Annotated in this window: 19 protein-coding genes and 1 other RNA gene; 14 read left to right on the plus strand and 6 right to left on the minus strand. The window is 46.2% G+C overall.

Features of this window, described 5'->3' with window-relative positions:
* Positions 1-2 precede the first annotated feature (2 nt).
* The 10 genes from MKHDV_RS16875 (at position 3) to MKHDV_RS16920 (ending at position 8,679) form a co-directional block, all read left to right on the plus strand.
* The gene (locus MKHDV_RS16875) at positions 3-311 is read left to right on the plus strand and encodes a DUF2590 family protein (protein ID WP_254060508.1); all 309 of its coding nucleotides are present in this window, start codon (positions 3-5) and stop codon (positions 309-311) included.
* On the plus strand, positions 311-1,489 hold the full coding sequence (locus tag MKHDV_RS16880; protein WP_371416041.1) for a baseplate J/gp47 family protein: 1,179 nt from the start codon (positions 311-313) through the stop codon (positions 1,487-1,489). The genes MKHDV_RS16875 and MKHDV_RS16880 overlap by 1 nt, the downstream gene beginning before the upstream one ends.
* A complete protein-coding gene (locus MKHDV_RS16885) occupies positions 1,489-2,013 on the plus strand; it encodes a phage tail protein (protein WP_254060509.1) in 525 nt (174 codons plus the stop codon). The genes MKHDV_RS16880 and MKHDV_RS16885 overlap by 1 nt, the downstream gene beginning before the upstream one ends.
* Entirely contained in the window at positions 2,013-4,172 is a 2,160-nt protein-coding gene (locus MKHDV_RS16890; protein WP_160717397.1) for a phage tail protein, read from the plus strand. Before MKHDV_RS16885 ends, MKHDV_RS16890 begins: the two co-directional genes overlap by 1 nt.
* Before the next feature lie 4 nt (positions 4,173-4,176).
* The gene (locus tag MKHDV_RS16895) at positions 4,177-4,482 is read left to right on the plus strand and encodes a hypothetical protein (RefSeq protein ID WP_160717399.1); all 306 of its coding nucleotides are present in this window, start codon (positions 4,177-4,179) and stop codon (positions 4,480-4,482) included.
* On the plus strand, positions 4,469-5,365 hold the full coding sequence (locus MKHDV_RS16900; RefSeq protein WP_160717401.1) for a hypothetical protein: 897 nt from the start codon (positions 4,469-4,471) through the stop codon (positions 5,363-5,365). The genes MKHDV_RS16895 and MKHDV_RS16900 overlap by 14 nt, the downstream gene beginning before the upstream one ends.
* The gene (locus MKHDV_RS16905) at positions 5,362-5,919 is read left to right on the plus strand and encodes a DNA-binding protein (RefSeq protein WP_160717403.1); all 558 of its coding nucleotides are present in this window, start codon (positions 5,362-5,364) and stop codon (positions 5,917-5,919) included. The genes MKHDV_RS16900 and MKHDV_RS16905 overlap by 4 nt, the downstream gene beginning before the upstream one ends.
* Entirely contained in the window at positions 5,916-6,593 is a 678-nt protein-coding gene (locus MKHDV_RS16910; protein ID WP_160717405.1) for a hypothetical protein, read from the plus strand. The genes MKHDV_RS16905 and MKHDV_RS16910 overlap by 4 nt, the downstream gene beginning before the upstream one ends.
* Positions 6,594-7,048: 455 nt before the next feature.
* Positions 7,049-8,188 (plus strand): hypothetical protein, encoded by a 1,140-nt coding sequence (locus tag MKHDV_RS16915; protein WP_160717407.1) that lies wholly within the window; start codon positions 7,049-7,051, stop codon positions 8,186-8,188.
* 17 nt (positions 8,189-8,205) lie between these two features.
* On the plus strand, positions 8,206-8,679 hold the full coding sequence (locus tag MKHDV_RS16920) for a hypothetical protein (RefSeq protein ID WP_160717409.1): 474 nt from the start codon (positions 8,206-8,208) through the stop codon (positions 8,677-8,679).
* A 25-nt stretch (positions 8,680-8,704) separates the two neighbouring features.
* Here the strand turns inward: MKHDV_RS16920 and MKHDV_RS16925 are convergent, their stop codons facing one another.
* Both MKHDV_RS16925 and MKHDV_RS16930 read right to left on the minus strand, forming a co-directional pair.
* On the minus strand, positions 8,705-9,418 hold the full coding sequence (locus MKHDV_RS16925; protein ID WP_160717411.1) for a hypothetical protein: 714 nt from the start codon (positions 9,416-9,418) through the stop codon (positions 8,705-8,707).
* A gap of 88 nt (positions 9,419-9,506) precedes the next feature.
* Complete coding sequence (locus MKHDV_RS16930; protein ID WP_160717413.1) at positions 9,507-9,920, minus strand: HNH endonuclease; 414 nt, start codon at positions 9,918-9,920, stop codon at positions 9,507-9,509.
* A gap of 124 nt (positions 9,921-10,044) precedes the next feature.
* Between MKHDV_RS16930 and MKHDV_RS16935 the strand changes: the two genes are divergently transcribed.
* The 4 genes from MKHDV_RS16935 to MKHDV_RS16950 all read left to right on the plus strand — a co-directional run bounded on the left by MKHDV_RS16935 (position 10,045) and on the right by MKHDV_RS16950 (position 12,083).
* On the plus strand, positions 10,045-10,662 hold the full coding sequence (locus tag MKHDV_RS16935) for a hypothetical protein (protein WP_160717415.1): 618 nt from the start codon (positions 10,045-10,047) through the stop codon (positions 10,660-10,662).
* A gap of 315 nt (positions 10,663-10,977) precedes the next feature.
* Positions 10,978-11,163 (plus strand): hypothetical protein, encoded by a 186-nt coding sequence (locus MKHDV_RS16940; protein WP_160717417.1) that lies wholly within the window; start codon positions 10,978-10,980, stop codon positions 11,161-11,163.
* Positions 11,160-11,348: a hypothetical protein gene (locus tag MKHDV_RS16945; RefSeq protein ID WP_160717419.1), complete on the plus strand. Its 189-nt coding sequence runs from the start codon at positions 11,160-11,162 to the stop codon at positions 11,346-11,348. Before MKHDV_RS16940 ends, MKHDV_RS16945 begins: the two co-directional genes overlap by 4 nt.
* A 156-nt stretch (positions 11,349-11,504) precedes the next feature.
* Positions 11,505-12,083 carry a hypothetical protein gene (locus tag MKHDV_RS16950; protein ID WP_160717421.1) on the plus strand — a complete coding sequence of 193 codons (579 nt, stop codon included), beginning with the start codon at positions 11,505-11,507 and terminating at the stop codon, positions 12,081-12,083.
* A 416-nt stretch (positions 12,084-12,499) separates the two neighbouring features.
* On the opposite strand, the gene MKHDV_RS16955 is transcribed toward MKHDV_RS16950, so the two are convergent.
* The 4 genes from MKHDV_RS16955 to MKHDV_RS16970 all read right to left on the minus strand — a co-directional run bounded on the left by MKHDV_RS16955 (position 12,500) and on the right by MKHDV_RS16970 (position 16,500).
* Positions 12,500-13,672 (minus strand): tyrosine-type recombinase/integrase, encoded by a 1,173-nt coding sequence (locus MKHDV_RS16955; protein ID WP_160717423.1) that lies wholly within the window; start codon positions 13,670-13,672, stop codon positions 12,500-12,502.
* Positions 13,673-13,834: 162 nt separating this feature from the next.
* Positions 13,835-14,194: a transfer-messenger RNA gene (gene ssrA, locus MKHDV_RS16960) on the minus strand.
* A 230-nt stretch (positions 14,195-14,424) separates the two neighbouring features.
* Complete coding sequence (lpxB, locus tag MKHDV_RS16965) at positions 14,425-15,540, minus strand: lipid-A-disaccharide synthase (RefSeq protein ID WP_160717425.1); 1,116 nt, start codon at positions 15,538-15,540, stop codon at positions 14,425-14,427.
* 12 nt (positions 15,541-15,552) lie between these two features.
* On the minus strand, positions 15,553-16,500 hold the full coding sequence (locus MKHDV_RS16970) for a hypothetical protein (RefSeq protein WP_160717427.1): 948 nt from the start codon (positions 16,498-16,500) through the stop codon (positions 15,553-15,555).
* Positions 16,501-16,860: the final 360 nt, after the last annotated feature.

A 16,860-nucleotide genomic window follows, 5' to 3' on the forward strand; every position in this document is an offset into this window, starting at 1 on the left:
ACCTGCTTGTGACGGGCGATGACATAACGCTTGATGCAGGGCATAACCCTGTATTTGTACATGATGTGGACTGCATTGCGCAGGATTTAGTGCATATGATTCGTGAGACGGGGTTACTTGTGGAGCTGGTGGCGAACAAGGATAAGCGCAAGCGTTCTGCGAATCTTATTAAGCTTGAAATTGCTATTGAGGAAGACGACCGAATTAAGCCTGGTACTGTGTACATAGAAGAGCCGGAGCTTGGTGTTTTTTATGTACTAGCGGAGACGCTTGAGTTTGGAGAATTTTCCCTGCAGCTGGAGGCAAACTAGTGGCAGAGCATAGAAAGATATTTACTGCCATGCTGCAAGATGCCGGTGTGCCTGTAACAGAAGAAGCAATGCAGCAGCGCTGGAATACAATTAACAGCGAGCAGGGCGGCATTATTCAAAATGACAGTAAGTGGAGCCCGTTTTGGAGGCTGATTACTGCTGTTGTTACAGAGCCGTGTAAGCAACTGGTGAAGCTGCTTGTTGAACATGCGTTGCCTAATGTTTTTTTACGATACGCAAGCAACACATGGCTTGATTTGTATGCTTGGGGCGTGGATGTGGAGCGAAAATCCGGAGTGAAGGCGCAGGGGCAGCTTGTTGTTACCCGTACCGTGAGCACGGGAACTTTGTTTATTCCAGCTGGTACGGTTGTGGAGAGTCCGCCAATCAACGGCTATGTTTACAGGCTTGTGAGCGATGCAGATGTATCCATTGCAGACGGGCAGATTACAAGGCTTTTACCTGTAACAGCAGAGCAGATTGGCAATGCTTACAACCTTGGGCCGTCGTATTATTCAATTCTTCCGGTGGCTATTACGGGAGTTGCTTCCGTCACAAACAACGCGGATTGGCTGCACGTTTCAGGCGCGGATACAGAAGAGGACGAACCGCTGCGGCTGCGTTGTCGTAATCAATTTTCTGCGGTCGGGCAGTATCATCATGATGCGGCGTACACGGCGGAAATCTCCAGCTTTGCGGGCATTCGTCCGGATTATCTTTTCTTTGAGCATGATGCCCCGCGTGGTGCCGGATCTGCCAATTGTTATGTGATGATTGAAACTGGCGTACCCACGCAGGACGTTGTGGACACCATCAACACACACATTTGCGATACCGGAAACCACGGACATGGCGATGACCTACGCTGTTTTCCTATGCCCACAACTGCTGTGCTGCTGACAGTTACGGTGCATCCTGTGGCGCATCTTTCTGATGAAAAACAGGAGGCGCTGCGAGTTGGTGTTGAGAATATGGTGCGCTGTGCCTTTAGAGAAAACACAGATTTTACCGTTTCCAAAACATGGCCGCTTGGTCGTTTTTCCTTCTCTCGCCTTTCCGATGAACTGCACAGCCAGTTTGTTGATTTACAGTCTGTAGAATTCTCCCGTGATGACATTGTGAGCGAGCTTACTTTGCCTATGCTTTCTACTCTTACAGTTCTACTGGGGGCAGAATAGTGCAGCTACCGTTTTGGTTTTCTAAAGAGCAGATTAGCGCGCTTGCTGCTGCCTGTTCCCAATGGTTTGCTAAGCTCACAGAGTGGGCAATGTGGCCAGCCGTGCAGAGTAATCCGGAAACATGTGCAGAAGGTGTACTCAACCTTATTGCATGGCAGCGCGACATAGACCGCTTTAAAGGTGAGCCGCTGAGTCTGTTCCGAAAGCGCGTGAAGTATGCCTACATTAACGCCAAAGACGCAGGAAGCGTTGCCGGATTCAAGCGCATCTTTATGCGGCTTGGTATTGGCTATGTAGAAATTGAAGAGCGCATGGACGGTGTAGATTGGGACGTGGTGGATATTCAGTTATCCGACTCTCAGCTGGCTGAAAACCAACGGCTGCTCACCGTACTTATTCAGCATTACGGGCGCACCTGCAGGCGATATAGATGGACAGTAATTACACCTGTTCCGCTGCAGATAACTGCTATTGAATTTAACAACGACTATCAGGACATTTTAGCCGTATCCGAGGGGCAATAATGAGTACTGTAATTACCGCTGCCGGTGAAACATTGATTGCGCAGAAGCATATTTCCGGTGAAGCGCTGGTTATCGATCGAATCATTTTAGCCAACATCCCGGGGCTTGATGTTTCTTTGCCTGTGGATCCGGAGCAAGGAAAACCCTCCGCCAACAAAATTGTTTACGACTACGTTATTCCGCAAGACTACAAGGGCTTCGTTAATCCGAATCAGGTTGTGTATTCCATGCTGCTTGGAAGTGAAGTGGGAAACTTCCAATTTAACTGGCTTGGCTTGTTTTCTTCTGCAGAGAATGCCCTTGTAGCTGTTACGCATTTACCCGTTACAGAGAAATGGCAAACGGATAAGGGCAGCAATACGCTTGGGAACAACCTTACCCGTAACTTTCTACTCCAGTTCTCCGGAGCGAAGGCCGTAACCAACATTACTGTTGAGGCTAAAACATGGCAGGTAGATTTTACTGCGCGTCTTCGATCTATTGATGACCGTGAGCGTTTGAGTAACCGCGATATATACGGGCGTAGTTGCTTTTTTAATGACGGGTTTAATCTGGTAAAAGAGAGTGGAAAGTACAAGCTTAAAGCTGGAGTCGGCTATGTAGACGGCCTTAATTGCGTTCTCGCAAGTGATCTACAGGTTGCGGTTTCTGCGCTGCCTAAAAATGTTTTTATTGATGTGTCGTTGCAGCAACAAGGCAGTAATGTTCTGCCGGTGATTGCTCCAAAAATTGGGAGCAACTGGGAAGATTATACGGACGGAAATAACGTACGGCATTACTGCATTAAAGTTGCAGAAATCAGCGCTGCAGGAGTGATTAATGATGTTCGCAGAGCTGAGGGCGTTACCAGTGATCTGGTAGAATACCTAAAGCGCAGGACAGATACTCACGCGAACCGCAAGGATGATCCGCATAATACGTTGGCCAAAGTGCGGGCTCTTTTTAGCAGCTCCACTACAAATGCCAGCTCTTCCAGTATCGCCACACCATTGGCTATTAAGACTGTTAATGACAGCCTAAGTACACACAAGTCTGCAAACGATCCGCACGGTGTTGTTGCTAAAGTAAAAGCTTTGCTGACGAGTTCAATTACCAGTTCCAGCACAACTACATTTGCGACACCGAGAGCAGTTAAGACTGTTAACGATTCGTTGAATGCCCATAAGTCGAGTAATGACCCGCATGGCGTAGTAGCAAAAGTTAAGGCGCTACTAAGCAACGCTACTACAAGCTCAAGTACGACAACCTTTGCCACTCCTAAAGCAGTAAAAACAGTTAACGATTCACTGAATGTTCATAAGGCGGGCAATGATCCACACGGTGTAGTTGCCAAGGTAAGGGCGCTGCTTACCAGTTCCGTCACCAGCACAAGTACAACCATGTTTGCAACGCCAAGGGCTGTGAAAACTGTTTATGACCATTTGAATACGCACAAAGCCGCAAGTGACCCACATAGTGTTGTGGCAAAAGTAAGGGCTTTGCTTACCAGTTCTGTTACCAGCACAAGTACAACTCTGTTTGCAACGCCAAGGGCTGTGAAAACTGCGCATGATAAGGGCATATCAGCGTATAACCTTGCGAATACAAAAGTGAACAAGGTTAATATGGTAGTTTTTACCAGTTCGGGAACTTACCGAAAGTCGCCAAACCTTATTGCGGCAGAGGTCATAGTCACTGGTGGCGGGGCTTCTGGTGGTAAATTGTATTACAATGGTGCAGGCGGTGGTGGTGGTGCGGGAACTTCAATAAAAACCTATAGTGCTGCCGAAATTCCTTCCTCTGTTTCAGTTGTCGTTGGTGCTGGCGGCATAGGTAATGCTGACAATGGGCATAACGGCGGTAACTCAAAATTTTTGAATCAAATCGGGGGAGGCGGAATGCAATCACATTTATATCACAGTGGTGGTGCTGGTGGGACAGGCGCTGGTGGAGACATAAATTTACGTGGCTCTGGTGGGTCTGTCGGAGATCATGAGGCAGCGGGCGGTGCTGGTGGTGCCTCTTATTGGGGTGGTGGTGCCCTTGGTTCAATGGATGAGTCACTAGACTATCTGCATGGATCTAATGGCGGCGGTGGTGGTGGACGCGATGAAATGGCGGTTCAGTCCGGCAATGGAGGCAAGGGATTAATTGTAATTAAAGAATTTTTGAAGGGGTAGCATCGTGCCAACATTTGTAAGTCCTGATGGGAATTTTGAAGTGTGGGAAGTTAAGCCAACAGGTTATTTTGAGGTTGAAGAATGGGAACGTGATCATCCGGCTCCTCAACAGTCAAAAGCAGAAAAAGCCCAACAGCGCATAACTGAAATCCAATCCCTCCTTACCGCCAATGACCTCGCTTCCGTTCGCCCACTGCGCGCAAAACTTGCAGGTACATCTACAGACTTTGACGACAATCGCCTTGCAGAGCTCGAAGAGCAGGCACAGGCGCTGCGTGCAGAATTGGTAACGCTTAGTGCTGTGGTCTAATATTTTTTTTGCTCCGACCGGAGCGAGCATTCATAGTTCTTTGTCTCCTGTGCTGTCCGGAGCTGCTGGCGAACTGGCTGGCAGCAAAGGGCGGCTTTCTTCTATTACTGGAGTTGTGCCGGCTGCGCGTAATCCACTTTCTTCGGGTGCGGCAACTGTTGCGACTTTGCGAAGTGCGTTGATTGATCTTACGGCGCAGTCGGGGCGCTGCGTGTGCGTGCATCCGTATGTGCATACGGTTGGGCATCGGCGCGGCGAGTACAGTTATCTTACTCCTAACGATGCGCTCAAGGCGCTCGGCAATAAGCTTGTTGATGCGGAGGAAACGCTGCCTTCCGGCAAACTGGGAGCCGTGTTTGTTCTGCTGTATGGCGCAACGCATTCGGATTTTGTGAAGCAGCTTAATGCGTTTTTGCAGGTGTTTCCGGTAACGGAATTGCAGCTTGTTATGCGTCGGGCAAATGCGCTGAACACGCACGAGGAAGATAAATTTATTACTCCTGCAGGACGCATCTGGCCGGAGTTTCAGCAACGGGATCTGCGGCAACACGGGGCGGTTCGTTCAGTGGATTCGCGTCTTGGTCGCCTTGTGGCAGTGGGCGAAGGATACAACGAATCAACCACGCCGGAGGCACAGCTTGCGGCGCTTATGGATAAGAAAGCAGCGCATATTCAGCAGGCAGAACAGGCATGGCAGCAGCTTGTAGAAAGCATGAAGGGCGGCGCAGGAAAAGCGCTGTATCGTGAAGGCAGCCTTGCAGGGCTTCGCGGTGAATTGCTTAAAAGCGGCACGCCTTCAAGCGTGTACAAACTGAGCGCTGCCATGTGTTGGCTCGCGCGCCCGCCGCAATTGAAGGTATTAAGGGAGGTGCTTGGGCTATGACAGAATATTTGCAGCTGAGCGGATTCAATGTACCAGGCTACAATTTGACCGTCTCCGGAGAGTTGGAAATTCGCACAGAAGATCTTTCCGGAGAAACAAGCGGCACTGCGCGTGTGGATAAAGGCGTAAAGCCGAAAAAGCTGAGCGTATCGACCAATATTCGATGCGAGGATGCAAAACAGTTGCGCGAGTTAATCCGCGTAATAGAAGCACGTGGCGAGCATGGCGAGGGCAAGGTGTACAACATCACAAACCGCGAGGCCAACGCCGCAGGCATAAAGCAGGTGCGCGTCTCCGATCGTTTTAGTTGGAAGCCCATAGAAGGGCAGCAAGCGTGGGCGGTTTCCTTCACCTTGCGAGAATATTTGAGTGTTCCGGAGAAAGCGGAAAAGCGTGAAAAAGCACCGGAGCCGGTAGCGCAAAAGAGTGAAGGCGCAGCCATTGTCCCAAAACAGGAAGGCTCGCCACCTGCGCCGCAGACAGCCGAAGCCGCACAGGAACCATTAACAATGCTCGAAAACATTCTGCATAAAATAGACAGGGCGCTGGCATGAAGCTGCGAAAATCTCTCTATATCGGCGGTAAACCCTGCAAGCTTGTGGAAGATGATGTGCGGCTGGAACTCAACACGTCCGGTCGTGCGTTGTTTCGTGTGCAGTCGCCGCGTGTGCTTAGCGGCATAGTGCAGTTTCGGCTCGGCTATTCCAGTCAGAACAAGGACCAGCTATTTTTCACCGGCTACATTGAAAGCAGCCATACGGTGGATGCTGCAACGCAGAAGATTTTTTGCAGAGAAATGGCGGCAGCGCTAAGCTATCAGCTTCCCATAAGCCTACGACATCCTACCTTTCGCGATGTTCTGCGCGCCTACAGCGACAAAACAGACCTTGCCTTTACTGTTCCGGAGCAGCCGTATGCAGATCGCAAAATTCCGCACTTTCATACTCTCGGCAGTGGCTATCACGGCATGGATCAGCTCGGCGCGGTGTTCGGCATAGAAGACTATTTCTGGCAGCCGCAGCCGGACGGTTCTGTCTTTGTCGGGTCGTGGAAACATAGTCGCTGGGCAACACGGCCAGTGGAGATAGAGGAAAAGTTTTTTACAGGCGTAACAGCAGCCGGAGCAAAGGTGCTTCCGGTAATTCCTGCGCTGCGTGCGGGTGTGTTGCTGAATGGGCAGCGTGTAAATTCGCTACAGTTAACAGGCCATGAGATGGTGGTGGGGTAAAAAAGCAAGGGAAGAATGCGTGAATAGCTCTGGGGGGTGTTTCTTCCCTTGCTTTTAGTCGTTGCCCCAATTGTAGGGCAAGCAACATTAGAAGCGTGTAGGCTTTGCAGGGGGAGTATAGTGATCAGAGAGGTTAAGAAAAGGTTAAGATTAGGGAGAAATGGTAGGTTTTAGCAAAATTAATGGTGGGTTAGAGTGTTACTTGTTTAAACTAGGTGTAAGCTCATTAAGAAAAGAGTGCTTAGGTTTTTTGCTTAGCTGACAGCCCATAAGATGATGGTGGGATAGTAGGGAGAGGGCAGACAAGCGCTTTTTTGGCGTAGAAAAAAGCACAAGAACCCTCCCCCCTTTTCTGGGTATGCCCTACCAATAGGGCAATTTCTGTTTAGCGACTGTTCACTTAAACAGTCAAGCCTTGATAGTAAATTTATTGAATAGTTGTGGGTGGTTTAACTATGCGTGACCTCATTAAGAAAATTGTGCTGCGAACCTTTCCGGAGCTGACTGCGGGCTTGCATCTTGATCGCTACGCGCGAGTAATAAAAGTGTGTGATGCACCGGAGAATGGCGGCACAAGCGAGCGGTTTAGACCGCGCTACGCTGTAGATGTGGAGATTCTTACGCCGGAAGGCACGCGGGACAAAGCATTCCCCATTTACGAGGCAGTACCGCTGCCCGTGCCGATAGGGGCAGGCATGGAGTCCGGCCTGTTTGCTTTTCCAGAAGCAGGCGTGTTGGTTGTTCTGGGCTTTGCCTATGGTAGAGCCGATCATCCTGTTATTCGGCAAAGTTACCCGATGGGGCTTTCTCTACCACAGTTAACTAACGGCGAACTACGTTGGCAGCAGTCTACCACAGTTTACCAGAGTGCAGATACGCAAGGGAACTGGCTGCGAACCAGTGAGGCAACAATTACGGATGACAGCCTGCGGCATGTGCGGCGCTGTGTGGAAGCCGTGGACGAGCTTTCGCGTGAGCTACGCACCATAGCGGAGAATAGTTCTGAAGAAATAGGCGGCGTAAAAACAGTAGAAGCCCTGGGCGCTATGAATCTTACATCCGGCGGGCGCACAAACATAGCAGCCGTGGATAGTCTGAACCTGACAACAGCGCGTGATCTACGCTGCGTAGTGGCGGACAATAAACGCGTAGCAGTGGGTAAGAATCAGCAAACAGAAGTTAAGGGCAGCCGAACAAGCAACATACAAGGTGCAGACTCTAATACAGTCGGCCAGAACTTTATCCAGACCATTGCCGGAAACCGTACAGAAACAATCGGCGGCAAAGCAACGCAGTCCGTAACGGGCACAATAAGCGTAACCTCAAACGCTGCCACAACTCACACCGCAGGCGGCGTGTTCACCATAGCCGCGCCAAAGATTAAAATCGGGAGTGGTGGAAATGGCGGTGTATCTTTGTTGGATGAAATGCTGACAGTCTGGCAGGAAGTTCGCGACGCTCTGCACATATTGGCAAGCCATACACATAGAGTCTCCGGAGCCGCCACTGGTACACCAAATCAAAGCGGAGTGATTGCAGGGCATGGTGATGAGGTTGGGGAATGTAGAGGGCGAGTTGATGGGATTCGGGGGTGAGGCGAGGGAGTTTTTATGTGAATAACTATGTACTGATATTATTGCGTCATTCGAAAGGTAAGGAGTTTTATGTGCCCAACTACATTGGTTTTTTATCAGAGGTGGCAAATGAAGAAAAATTATTGTGTGCTGTCGCCTTTGCACATGATTTAGCAAGGTCTAGCCGTGGGCACCTGACTTTTCTTGTTCCAACAGCTAGAGAAGCTTCGCTAACAGTTCTGGATACTGTGCTTGATGAAAGTTTTTTGTATGAGTTAAGAAGGAAGAGAAGGATATTAGGCGCAGATTGTTCGTATTCTTTGGAGTCAGTGGAGACTATCCAAGCTTCTGAAGAATATGGCATTGTGCTTGTTTTATGTTGCAACGAAGAAATGTTGAAGAGGTTGGAGCAGTGCAGTAATGCAGATAAGGTGGTAATACTTTCTCGTAATCCTGAGGAGGTACGTTCCTGGGTTAGTGGTAGAGGGGCTGCTATCTATTTTGTAGATTAATCAAAATTTATTTAATGAAAAAAAGTTAGCTTGCAGGCTTAATTGATTGAGTTTGTTCTTGTGGACTAGGGAAAATCTCTTCAAAATTTTTTGTAAGCTGTCTCATCAGTTTATGTTTAATCTTAAGACTGTTGTGTTTACTGGTGAGAAAATCCACTCCGGTGTTAGTTAGCGCAAATGATGGTGTGTGCACAAGGAGATTACAAAGCGCAGTATTAAAAATGGGGTCAAAGTTCTTTAACGTTAATTGTGATTTTGTAAGTTGGTGTTTTGCAAGGACAGAACATAGAGTATTCTCAATGGTGGTTTTATCAATTACGAATAGCCCAAGTGCTTCTTTTAACGCTAGGTAAATAAGGAGGCCGCATACATCCGGATTTGAGTTGAAATTTTTGAGGTTCATATCAAACTGCGCAGTAATTGCTTCACCTTTGTGCACGTTGATAGCGTATGAATGCTGGAACGACGACTTGTTGTAGGATTCAGATAATAAGACTGAGCATTGAAGGATTCCAAAATAACGCAGGTAGGCAATAATGCTCCCAGTTTCTTTGTTACCCTCTATGCAAATGACATGATAGTTGAAGTCGTTATCTTGTAGGTCAATTACGGGGTCAGGCCCCAAATGGAAGTGCCAAGGAGTAGTCGTCTCTTTTCCCTTAAAATATTCTAAGATATTTGGTGAAACATGATAGTCCATTCCAGAGTTAAAAAGTACTGCTAAGATGCTTTTAAGCATGGAGCGACCGCTGTTGATCCCACCCAATGTAATTTCAATGTGATAATATTGTTCTATTGTTTCATAGATTAAGTCCTTTTCATCAAAGTTAAGAGTAGGATATTTTTTTTTTCAATTCTTTGATCTTAGTTCGGGCGAGCTTTTCATTTCCCACACTGAAGTGAATATTTTTTCCACTAGGTGTAATTTTTTCACTATATTCTGTATCAACAAGGTGAACGTTACAGTCAGAGTCTAAGATGTACCTCCGTCCATCCGTTTTACCAATAACAGGTACACTCAGCTTAGTTTTGCGTTCTCTCTTTACACCTAATGTAGTTGTGAAAAAAGTTAGATCATCAGCAAGTGATTTATCCCAAGTCTGTCCTGTCCTGTTGTTGCATTCTCTGCAAATGAAGCCAGATACTTTTTTTCGTCCACCGATCGCATTGGGAATAATATGTTCTTTAGAATCATTTTCTGGAGTGATCTCGTCGCCGCAAAGAAAACAGAAAGTGCCCATAGAAACCTCGTCGCATGTAATTCGTTAAGTTTCAGACGATTACTGTAAGTTTCTTGAGATTGCAAGATTGCCTCAAAGCCTCTTCTGTCATAAGAAGAGGCTTATTTTTTAGGAGGATAGCGAGATGAGTGTAGTTCCTGTTCAAATGGCGGGTAGTATCTTTTTAGATTCCGGCTGGCAGTCTATGTTGATGCCTGTAATATCGGCTTTTGCTTCAGTTCTTGTGACATGGTTTATTATTTCGAAGTCTACGAAAGAAATGAAGGCACTGATTAAGCAGAATAAAGATATTGAAGAAAGAAAATTAGCATTCGAAGATCATAAGCATTGGTTAGAGACAGTCGTAGATGCGTTAGCAGATTATTGTGCATGTTGTGATGAATATGAGTCTTTGCTCGCTGAGCGGAAGATAATTACTGTATCAGAATCCTCAGTTAGTCCTGAACAACGAAAGGACGTTGACATAAGATCTAAGGAAAATGTTGATCACATCCGTGCAGCAAAAAGAAAATTGTCACACTCGTCTTGGAGATTAATTTGCTATTTAGATTTGAATAATCCCAAGCACGATAGGTTGTTTCAAAAAGTACATGAGTTAGAGATGGTTGCGAAAGATAGTTTAAAAAAAACGGATAGTCTTGAGAAGTTAGAATGGGATGTTTTAGAATTGCTCGATATTATTCAAGATTTCGTGAAGTGCGAAAGGGCAAAGCTAGCTTCCCCAGTTGACACCAACCCCTAAAAAAGACTAATTTTCTCCTAGGTGCTCTCAAACACCTACCTTTATAGTCACAGGCGGATATCCCGCTCCCGTAAGAAGTGGTTTTTTTGCGTCCAATGAGCAGAATACACAGTCCCTAGGATTAGTGCATCTTGCGATAGGAAGCATCTTTACTTACATATACCAAATATTTTGGTCGGGAGTACGAAGGTTATACAACACCCGTAAGGGGAAAACCTTCTGCCGTTTCCTGTGAACGGTTTGAGAACTCCCGACCTTTTTTTATTGGCTAAGGTGAACTTCTCAATACTCAAACAAAATCACAGGAGTTGCCAAATGGCACAATCAACCAACATTCCAACCGGAATGCTTCCAAGCATGGACGAGCTGCGCGACGCAGCTGCAACGCTCCAACAGATCCGCAAAGACACTTCCACAACAGAAAGCAGCCTCGCGCTGGACTACATTGCAGACAAGCTCATCGAACTCGCTAACACAGTAGAGCGGAGGGTAGCAGCATGAGCCAGCCAGTAGAGCAGCCGGATCACGTAATGAATCTCTACAACATTGCCCGTTCCCTAAACCTAATGCATGAAGAATTCGGCGATAAATACCCAGAGCTAGTCTTCATCCTTCAATCCATGGAAAAGGCCGTAGAAGACTGTGCCGCCCACTTCGACGGAATGGAAGAACGGGTTACAGAATAGAAACAGAAGAATTAAGAATGGAAATACGAAGCCCCCTGCCAATGGTAGGGGGCTTTTATTTGTGCTTTGACTGTTTTTCTTTTTATATCTACCGTCTAGATCGTTTCGATTGTGTGGTTGAAATGAAAATATATAAGATTAATAGGTGGAATATAAATGGAGATAGAATTGTTATTTACAACAGGCGTGCTTTCTGCAGGCATTGCCGCGTTGGTTGCAGGATTGAATGTTAGTAAAACTATTAGCGCTCAGAATGTTACTCAAGAGCGCAAGCTTTGGAGAGAAACAATTCGTAAATTGACTCTTGAGGTTCATGATGCATTGAGCAACGGTGATGAACAAAAACTATTAAAATTACGCACTAGTTTTACAAATTTATTGAACCTAACACATTACGAAGATCGTAAGCTTATTGCATGTATAGAACTGGGTGGAGATGTAGGTAAGAAACAAAATGAATTTGCAGAGCGGATTAGTTTCTTATTAAAGCATGATTGGGAACGTGTTAAACATGAAGTCAGCTTCTACTCTAAGTTTTTGTATCATGAGCCGAAGCGTGTATCGTACGATGATTGGAAATGTGACCCAGAAATGTGTACATGTAGCAAAGACAAACGGGCGTTGTACGCAATTGTATCTGTACCTTATTGTTTTATATTCGACAGGGTTAATTCTTTTGCAGAAAAGCAGGCAGCTTTTTTTCTCAAGCTCGATAACAAAGCTGAAAAGAAATAGTGATAAAAATAAAAACCCCCTTGTGAGAGCAGGGGGCTTTATTCTTAGTCATGGTAATGTCCTTGTACTCCACGTTGATTTGTCTGTCGCAAAAAAAGTCCAGCCCAGAATTAAAAACACTCCTCCGCTCCCGCCTTAGAGCATTTTTGTGCCACATTTTTGCAATTAGCGAGGGGCGCAAAACAGGGTGCCAGAGCCCGCCAGTACTGGATATTATGGTGGGATAGCCAATTGCACTTTTTGCAACGTTTTGCCAAGTTGTGCAAAAGAGAAGGCTGCTTGAATTTAAAGAAAAAGCTCATAACTTGCCGAAAATTATGAGCTTGTCTTGTTTTTTTATTTAAAATTTCAAGACGAAAACAGAATCGCACTGTGCAAGCGCGTTTTTTCGCTATGCCTGCAATGCCGCATGTAGCCTAGCTTTTCTGCGATTCGAAGGTGTCCAACATGTCTGCCCAGTCTTGCATTAATTTGTATCGCTCTGGGAGGTATTGAGCGCGGTTGTAGGCTGCCCTAATTTTGTTGGCAGGAACATGCGCCAGCTGCATTTCTATCACGTCCGGATTGTAGCCTGCCTCATTCAAAATTGACGATGCCATGGCGCGGAATCCGTGCGCTGTCATTTCTTCTTTAGTAAAACCCATGCGGCGAAGGGCACCATTGCAGGTGTTTTCGCTTATGGGCTTTTCGTCTGTGCGTAATGACGGGAACAGATATTTTCCTTGTCCGCTTACTTTGCGCAGCTCAAGCAGCAGCTCCATAACTTGATCTGAAAGGGGCACTATGTGTTCGCGCTTCATCTTCATTTTGTGAGCTGGGATAATCCACTGGCGTTCACTCAAGTCTACCTCTGTCCATTCTGCGTGCCGTAGTTCACCCTGACGAGTGAAGGTGTAGGCAGTCATAAGTAGAGCACATTTGGTAACAAAGAAGCCGTTGTAGCCTTTTATGACGCGCATAAGGGCACCGGCTTCTTCCTTTGTGGTGAAGGCTGCAAAGTGGTTGCGCTTGGGAGGAGTGAGAGCGCCTTTAAGATCGCGCGTAGGGTCGCTTGGAATAATGCAGGAGGCGACAGCGTAACGGCAGATCTGCCCGCAGATGCCCTTTACCTTGTGTGCGGTAACGTGGGCTCCTCTGGCTTCTATATGGCGCAAGGTATGTAGGAAGTCGATTGGTTGCAGATCGTCAATAGGGCGGTCGCCTAGCGTATTGTACACGTCATTGTTGAGACGGCCTACGACAGTGCGGCGATGGTTTGGTTTCCATTGGTGCTGTTTGGCGAGCCATTCTTCTGCAACATGGCGAAATGTGATTACCGGGGCTTGTTTTTCTTTTTTCTGGGCAGCGGGATCTGTTCCTTCACGAAGGAGAATAGAAGCGCTTTTCTGAAGTAGCCTTACTTCTTTCAGCGAAACTTTTGGATAGACCCCCAAAGCAAGACGTTTCTCTTTGCCTTCAAAGCGATATTTCCAGCGCCAGTATTTGGAGCCGCTCGGGGTGACTTCCAGGTAAAGTCCATTGCCGTCGAAATACTTTTTAGTTCTAGCATCCGGCTCTAGGACACGGATAGCAACGTCTGTCAGCTTCATTGGGGGCACCTCATAATGGGAAACAGAATGTGCCCCCAAATGTGCCCCCACAATGCGATTGCTGTCAACTTACCCCCAGAACCCTCGAGAGGTTCCAAGTCCCCATAAAAAAAGGGTTTCAGAAGATTTTGAAATCTACTGAAACCCTTTAAAAGTACCTCATGGTGGAGGCGGCGAGAATCGAACTCGCGTCCGAGAATGGTCCACTCGAAGCATCTACAGGTTTAGTCCTGGATTAATTTGTCTCGTTTTACGCTTTGCCCCAGAACAGGCGACGTAAAACCAGTTAGCTGTATAAGTTTCGCTTCAGCTGCAGCAAACGCCTACTGAAACTAGTCGGATAGTGTTTTGTCATTCTCTAAGTCTATCTGACGTCAACAAAGAGAATGTGGCGGTCAATTAAGCTGCCATTGCGTATTCGTAATCGTTTGCAATTACTTTAGTGCCGCTTTTAACGAGGCCAGCGGCGCCTCGACCTGCAACTCCGGTTTCTTCTATCCCCGTCGAAACCAGTGCGCCCCCAAATTGGGAGTATCTGTTGTCAGTAAAAAAATGGGAACTAACGACAGATAGTTTATTGTGCGTTGTAATGGTGTATCCTGCAAGCAGAATCCATTCACGCAGGCGAAAGTGTTTACGTCTTTTTAGTAACCCCTGCAAGAAGAAAATGCAGTGTTTGAAAGACCGTACTATGTTTTCTACCTTTCAGAGAATATAATGCTCATTTTCCACTTGTCCAGAAGGCAATATCTTTATTTTGATAAATCTTCGATAATTAGTTTTGCAGCACGGTCGGCAGCACCAGGCTCACCAACTTTTGTGCGAAGTGTCTCTAAGTCTCTACGGATAGCAGCAAGCTTTCCGTGAGTATTAATCCACGCCAATGCTCGTTGAGCGATAACATCACCGTTAGCATCTTCCTGTAAAAGCTCTGGAAAGACTTCGCGTCCCATAATGAGGTTGGGTAATCCAACATATGGAACTTTGACGAGTTTTGTTCCCAGAAAAAATGTCAGTTTAGAAAGCTGATAGGTGATTAATGTCGGTGTACCTACAAGGGCAGATTCCAGCGTTACTGTGCCGGATGCTGCAATAAGCATGGTACAACCACGCATGAACTCATATCTATTTTCAGGGCTGTGAATTGTAAGCGGAACAGAGCATGTCCATAACTCACGTAATCGTTCCTGTGAAATACCTGGTGCCTGTATGCAATGAAATTCTAGTTCAGGATTCTTTTTTGCCATAATGGAAGCAGCTAGAGCAAATTGAGGCATGAGCGATTCAATTTCTTTTTTACGACTTCCGGGAAGAATACCAATGCGATTCTTTATTGGTTGAATATGGTCAATCGAATGCCAATCAATTACGTCTACAAGCGGATTGCCAATGTAATCAATGTCCATGTCGAATTGTTTATAAAATTCAACTTCAAATGGTAGAATAGAAAAGAGACGGGTGATATGTTTAGCGATAAACTTAGCCCTGCCAGTACGCCATGCCCATAGTTTTGGGGATATGTAGTAGTAAACAGGAATGTCGAGCTTGTAAGCATACTTGGCCACACGGAAGTTGAACTCTGGTGCATCAATAAGAATGACAGCATCTGGGCGACGTATCGCCAACTCGTTCTTGATCTTTTTCAGCATGTTAAAAATGTCGAACAGTTTTCCGAGAACTTCCGTAATGCCCATGACGGAAAGATCTTCAACACGCAAAACTGCGTCGAGACCTTTGGCGCGCATTTCCTGCCCACCCATTCCACAAAAAGTGGTGTCGGGTGCTATGGTAGAAATAGCTTCCATGAGTTTACCGCCATGTAGATCTCCGGATGTTTCTCCGGCGTTGATCCATATATTTTTACCCATCAAATTTCCTTATTAGTCCGTTCCTTGAACTGCTTTGGCTGGCTCGTTAGAATAGAAACGCATCATAATTGCAACGAAAATAATGGCAAAAATAAGGCGTGTCCAGAGGGTGCCGCTCGTATGCGCACCAAGGAGCATCATTAAGAGAGTGTCCTCAATAAGTGCGTGAGCAAGTCCCATAAGAGTTAATGATGCAAATACATCGCGCTTGGACAGTTTGTCTGATTTTACTTCATGAATGATTAAGCCGCCACCGTATGTAATACCTAATGATAAGCCCAGTACAGTTAGCGTTGCGGCATCTTTACCAATACCGATGGCTTGAAGAACCGGCTTAAGCAGGTGGTTGAGTTTTTCTGTTATGCCATAATATGTGAGTAAACGCATTATGGCAAAAAGGGTGAGGATGATAAAAAATAGGTAAACAAGGTTGTTAGCTTCGTTTAACGCCCAAGGGAGAATGCCAGCTTCAGGGAGTTGTGGTTCCCAAAGGATTTTGCTTTGTTCTGCAAAGATGCCAGTTTTTGTAAAAACAAGGTTCATCAAAAAACCGATTAAAAATGCTGAGACCATGCGAACGACAATCTGTCCTGTCATGGAGACACCACACTTTTGAGCCACTTTACATTCAACAGGGAGAGAATGAGCAAAAAGCATCATTGTGGTGAGTGTTGTGATTTGAGCAACGCTTAACGGGTCCATTGTTGGAACCATTGAGATGTATACAATCAGGCCACTGTACAAGTTAACGATGATTGATGTCGCCCAGACAAGACCCATTTCAGCAGGAAGTCCCGCAATGCTCATAATTGGCTTGAGAGGCACTGCGAGATATTGGATGAGGTCAAGTTCCTGAAGCAGTTTTACAATAATGATGACAGGGATCATTACTTTGTACAGATCGAAACTGGCGGAAACAGCATCTTTTAGGAGTGCCTTACATGTATTAACGAGATTCACAGCAGTATCCTTTCGACTATTCAAGAATGTAAGTGAGTTAACTTTTGATACATAAAAAGAGAGCTTTCGTGCCGTTGCAATTAGCGATATCTGAAAAAATATCGCTCGGCGAGTATCTCTATGGATTGAGAGGTTTCTTGTAGGCTGCTAAATGAGTTCATACTTTATGACATTGTAATGAGCATCATTTAATTACTGAGTGAGTAAATACTCGCATGGTGATGCGTCAAGTAAGAATCGTATAAAAAGAGGAGGTAGTTGCCGTAAACAGTAAGTCTGTTGCTGGCTTGTAATAGAGATTGCTATTCATCGGGTAGAACGACTTCGCCACTGAAATTGGGCAGATGCTCATTTCCAGTG

Source organism: Halodesulfovibrio sp. MK-HDV (genome assembly GCF_009914765.1).
In the GTDB taxonomy this organism is placed as follows: Bacteria; Desulfobacterota; Desulfovibrionia; order Desulfovibrionales; family Desulfovibrionaceae; genus Halodesulfovibrio.

What these genes read in the sequence shown, in the direction of transcription:
- MKHDV_RS16935 (WP_160717415.1), top strand. Translation starts at nt 10,045, where the DNA reads ATGAGTGTAGTTCCTGTTCAAATGGCGGGTAGTATCTTTTTAGATTCC.
- MKHDV_RS16910 (WP_160717405.1), top strand. Translation starts at nt 5,916, where the DNA reads ATGAAGCTGCGAAAATCTCTCTATATCGGCGGTAAACCCTGCAAGCTT.
- MKHDV_RS16890 (WP_160717397.1), top strand. Translation starts at nt 2,013, where the DNA reads ATGAGTACTGTAATTACCGCTGCCGGTGAAACATTGATTGCGCAGAAG.
- MKHDV_RS16945 (WP_160717419.1), top strand. Translation starts at nt 11,160, where the DNA reads ATGAGCCAGCCAGTAGAGCAGCCGGATCACGTAATGAATCTCTACAAC.
- MKHDV_RS16940 (WP_160717417.1), top strand. Translation starts at nt 10,978, where the DNA reads ATGGCACAATCAACCAACATTCCAACCGGAATGCTTCCAAGCATGGAC.
- MKHDV_RS16905 (WP_160717403.1), top strand. Translation starts at nt 5,362, where the DNA reads ATGACAGAATATTTGCAGCTGAGCGGATTCAATGTACCAGGCTACAAT.
- MKHDV_RS16925 (WP_160717411.1), bottom strand. Translation starts at nt 9,418, where the DNA reads ATGCTTAAAAGCATCTTAGCAGTACTTTTTAACTCTGGAATGGACTAT.
- MKHDV_RS16915 (WP_160717407.1), top strand. Translation starts at nt 7,049, where the DNA reads ATGCGTGACCTCATTAAGAAAATTGTGCTGCGAACCTTTCCGGAGCTG.
- MKHDV_RS16955 (WP_160717423.1), bottom strand. Translation starts at nt 13,672, where the DNA reads ATGAAGCTGACAGACGTTGCTATCCGTGTCCTAGAGCCGGATGCTAGA.
- lpxB (WP_160717425.1), bottom strand. Translation starts at nt 15,540, where the DNA reads ATGGGTAAAAATATATGGATCAACGCCGGAGAAACATCCGGAGATCTA.
- MKHDV_RS16930 (WP_160717413.1), bottom strand. Translation starts at nt 9,920, where the DNA reads ATGGGCACTTTCTGTTTTCTTTGCGGCGACGAGATCACTCCAGAAAAT.
- MKHDV_RS16950 (WP_160717421.1), top strand. Translation starts at nt 11,505, where the DNA reads ATGGAGATAGAATTGTTATTTACAACAGGCGTGCTTTCTGCAGGCATT.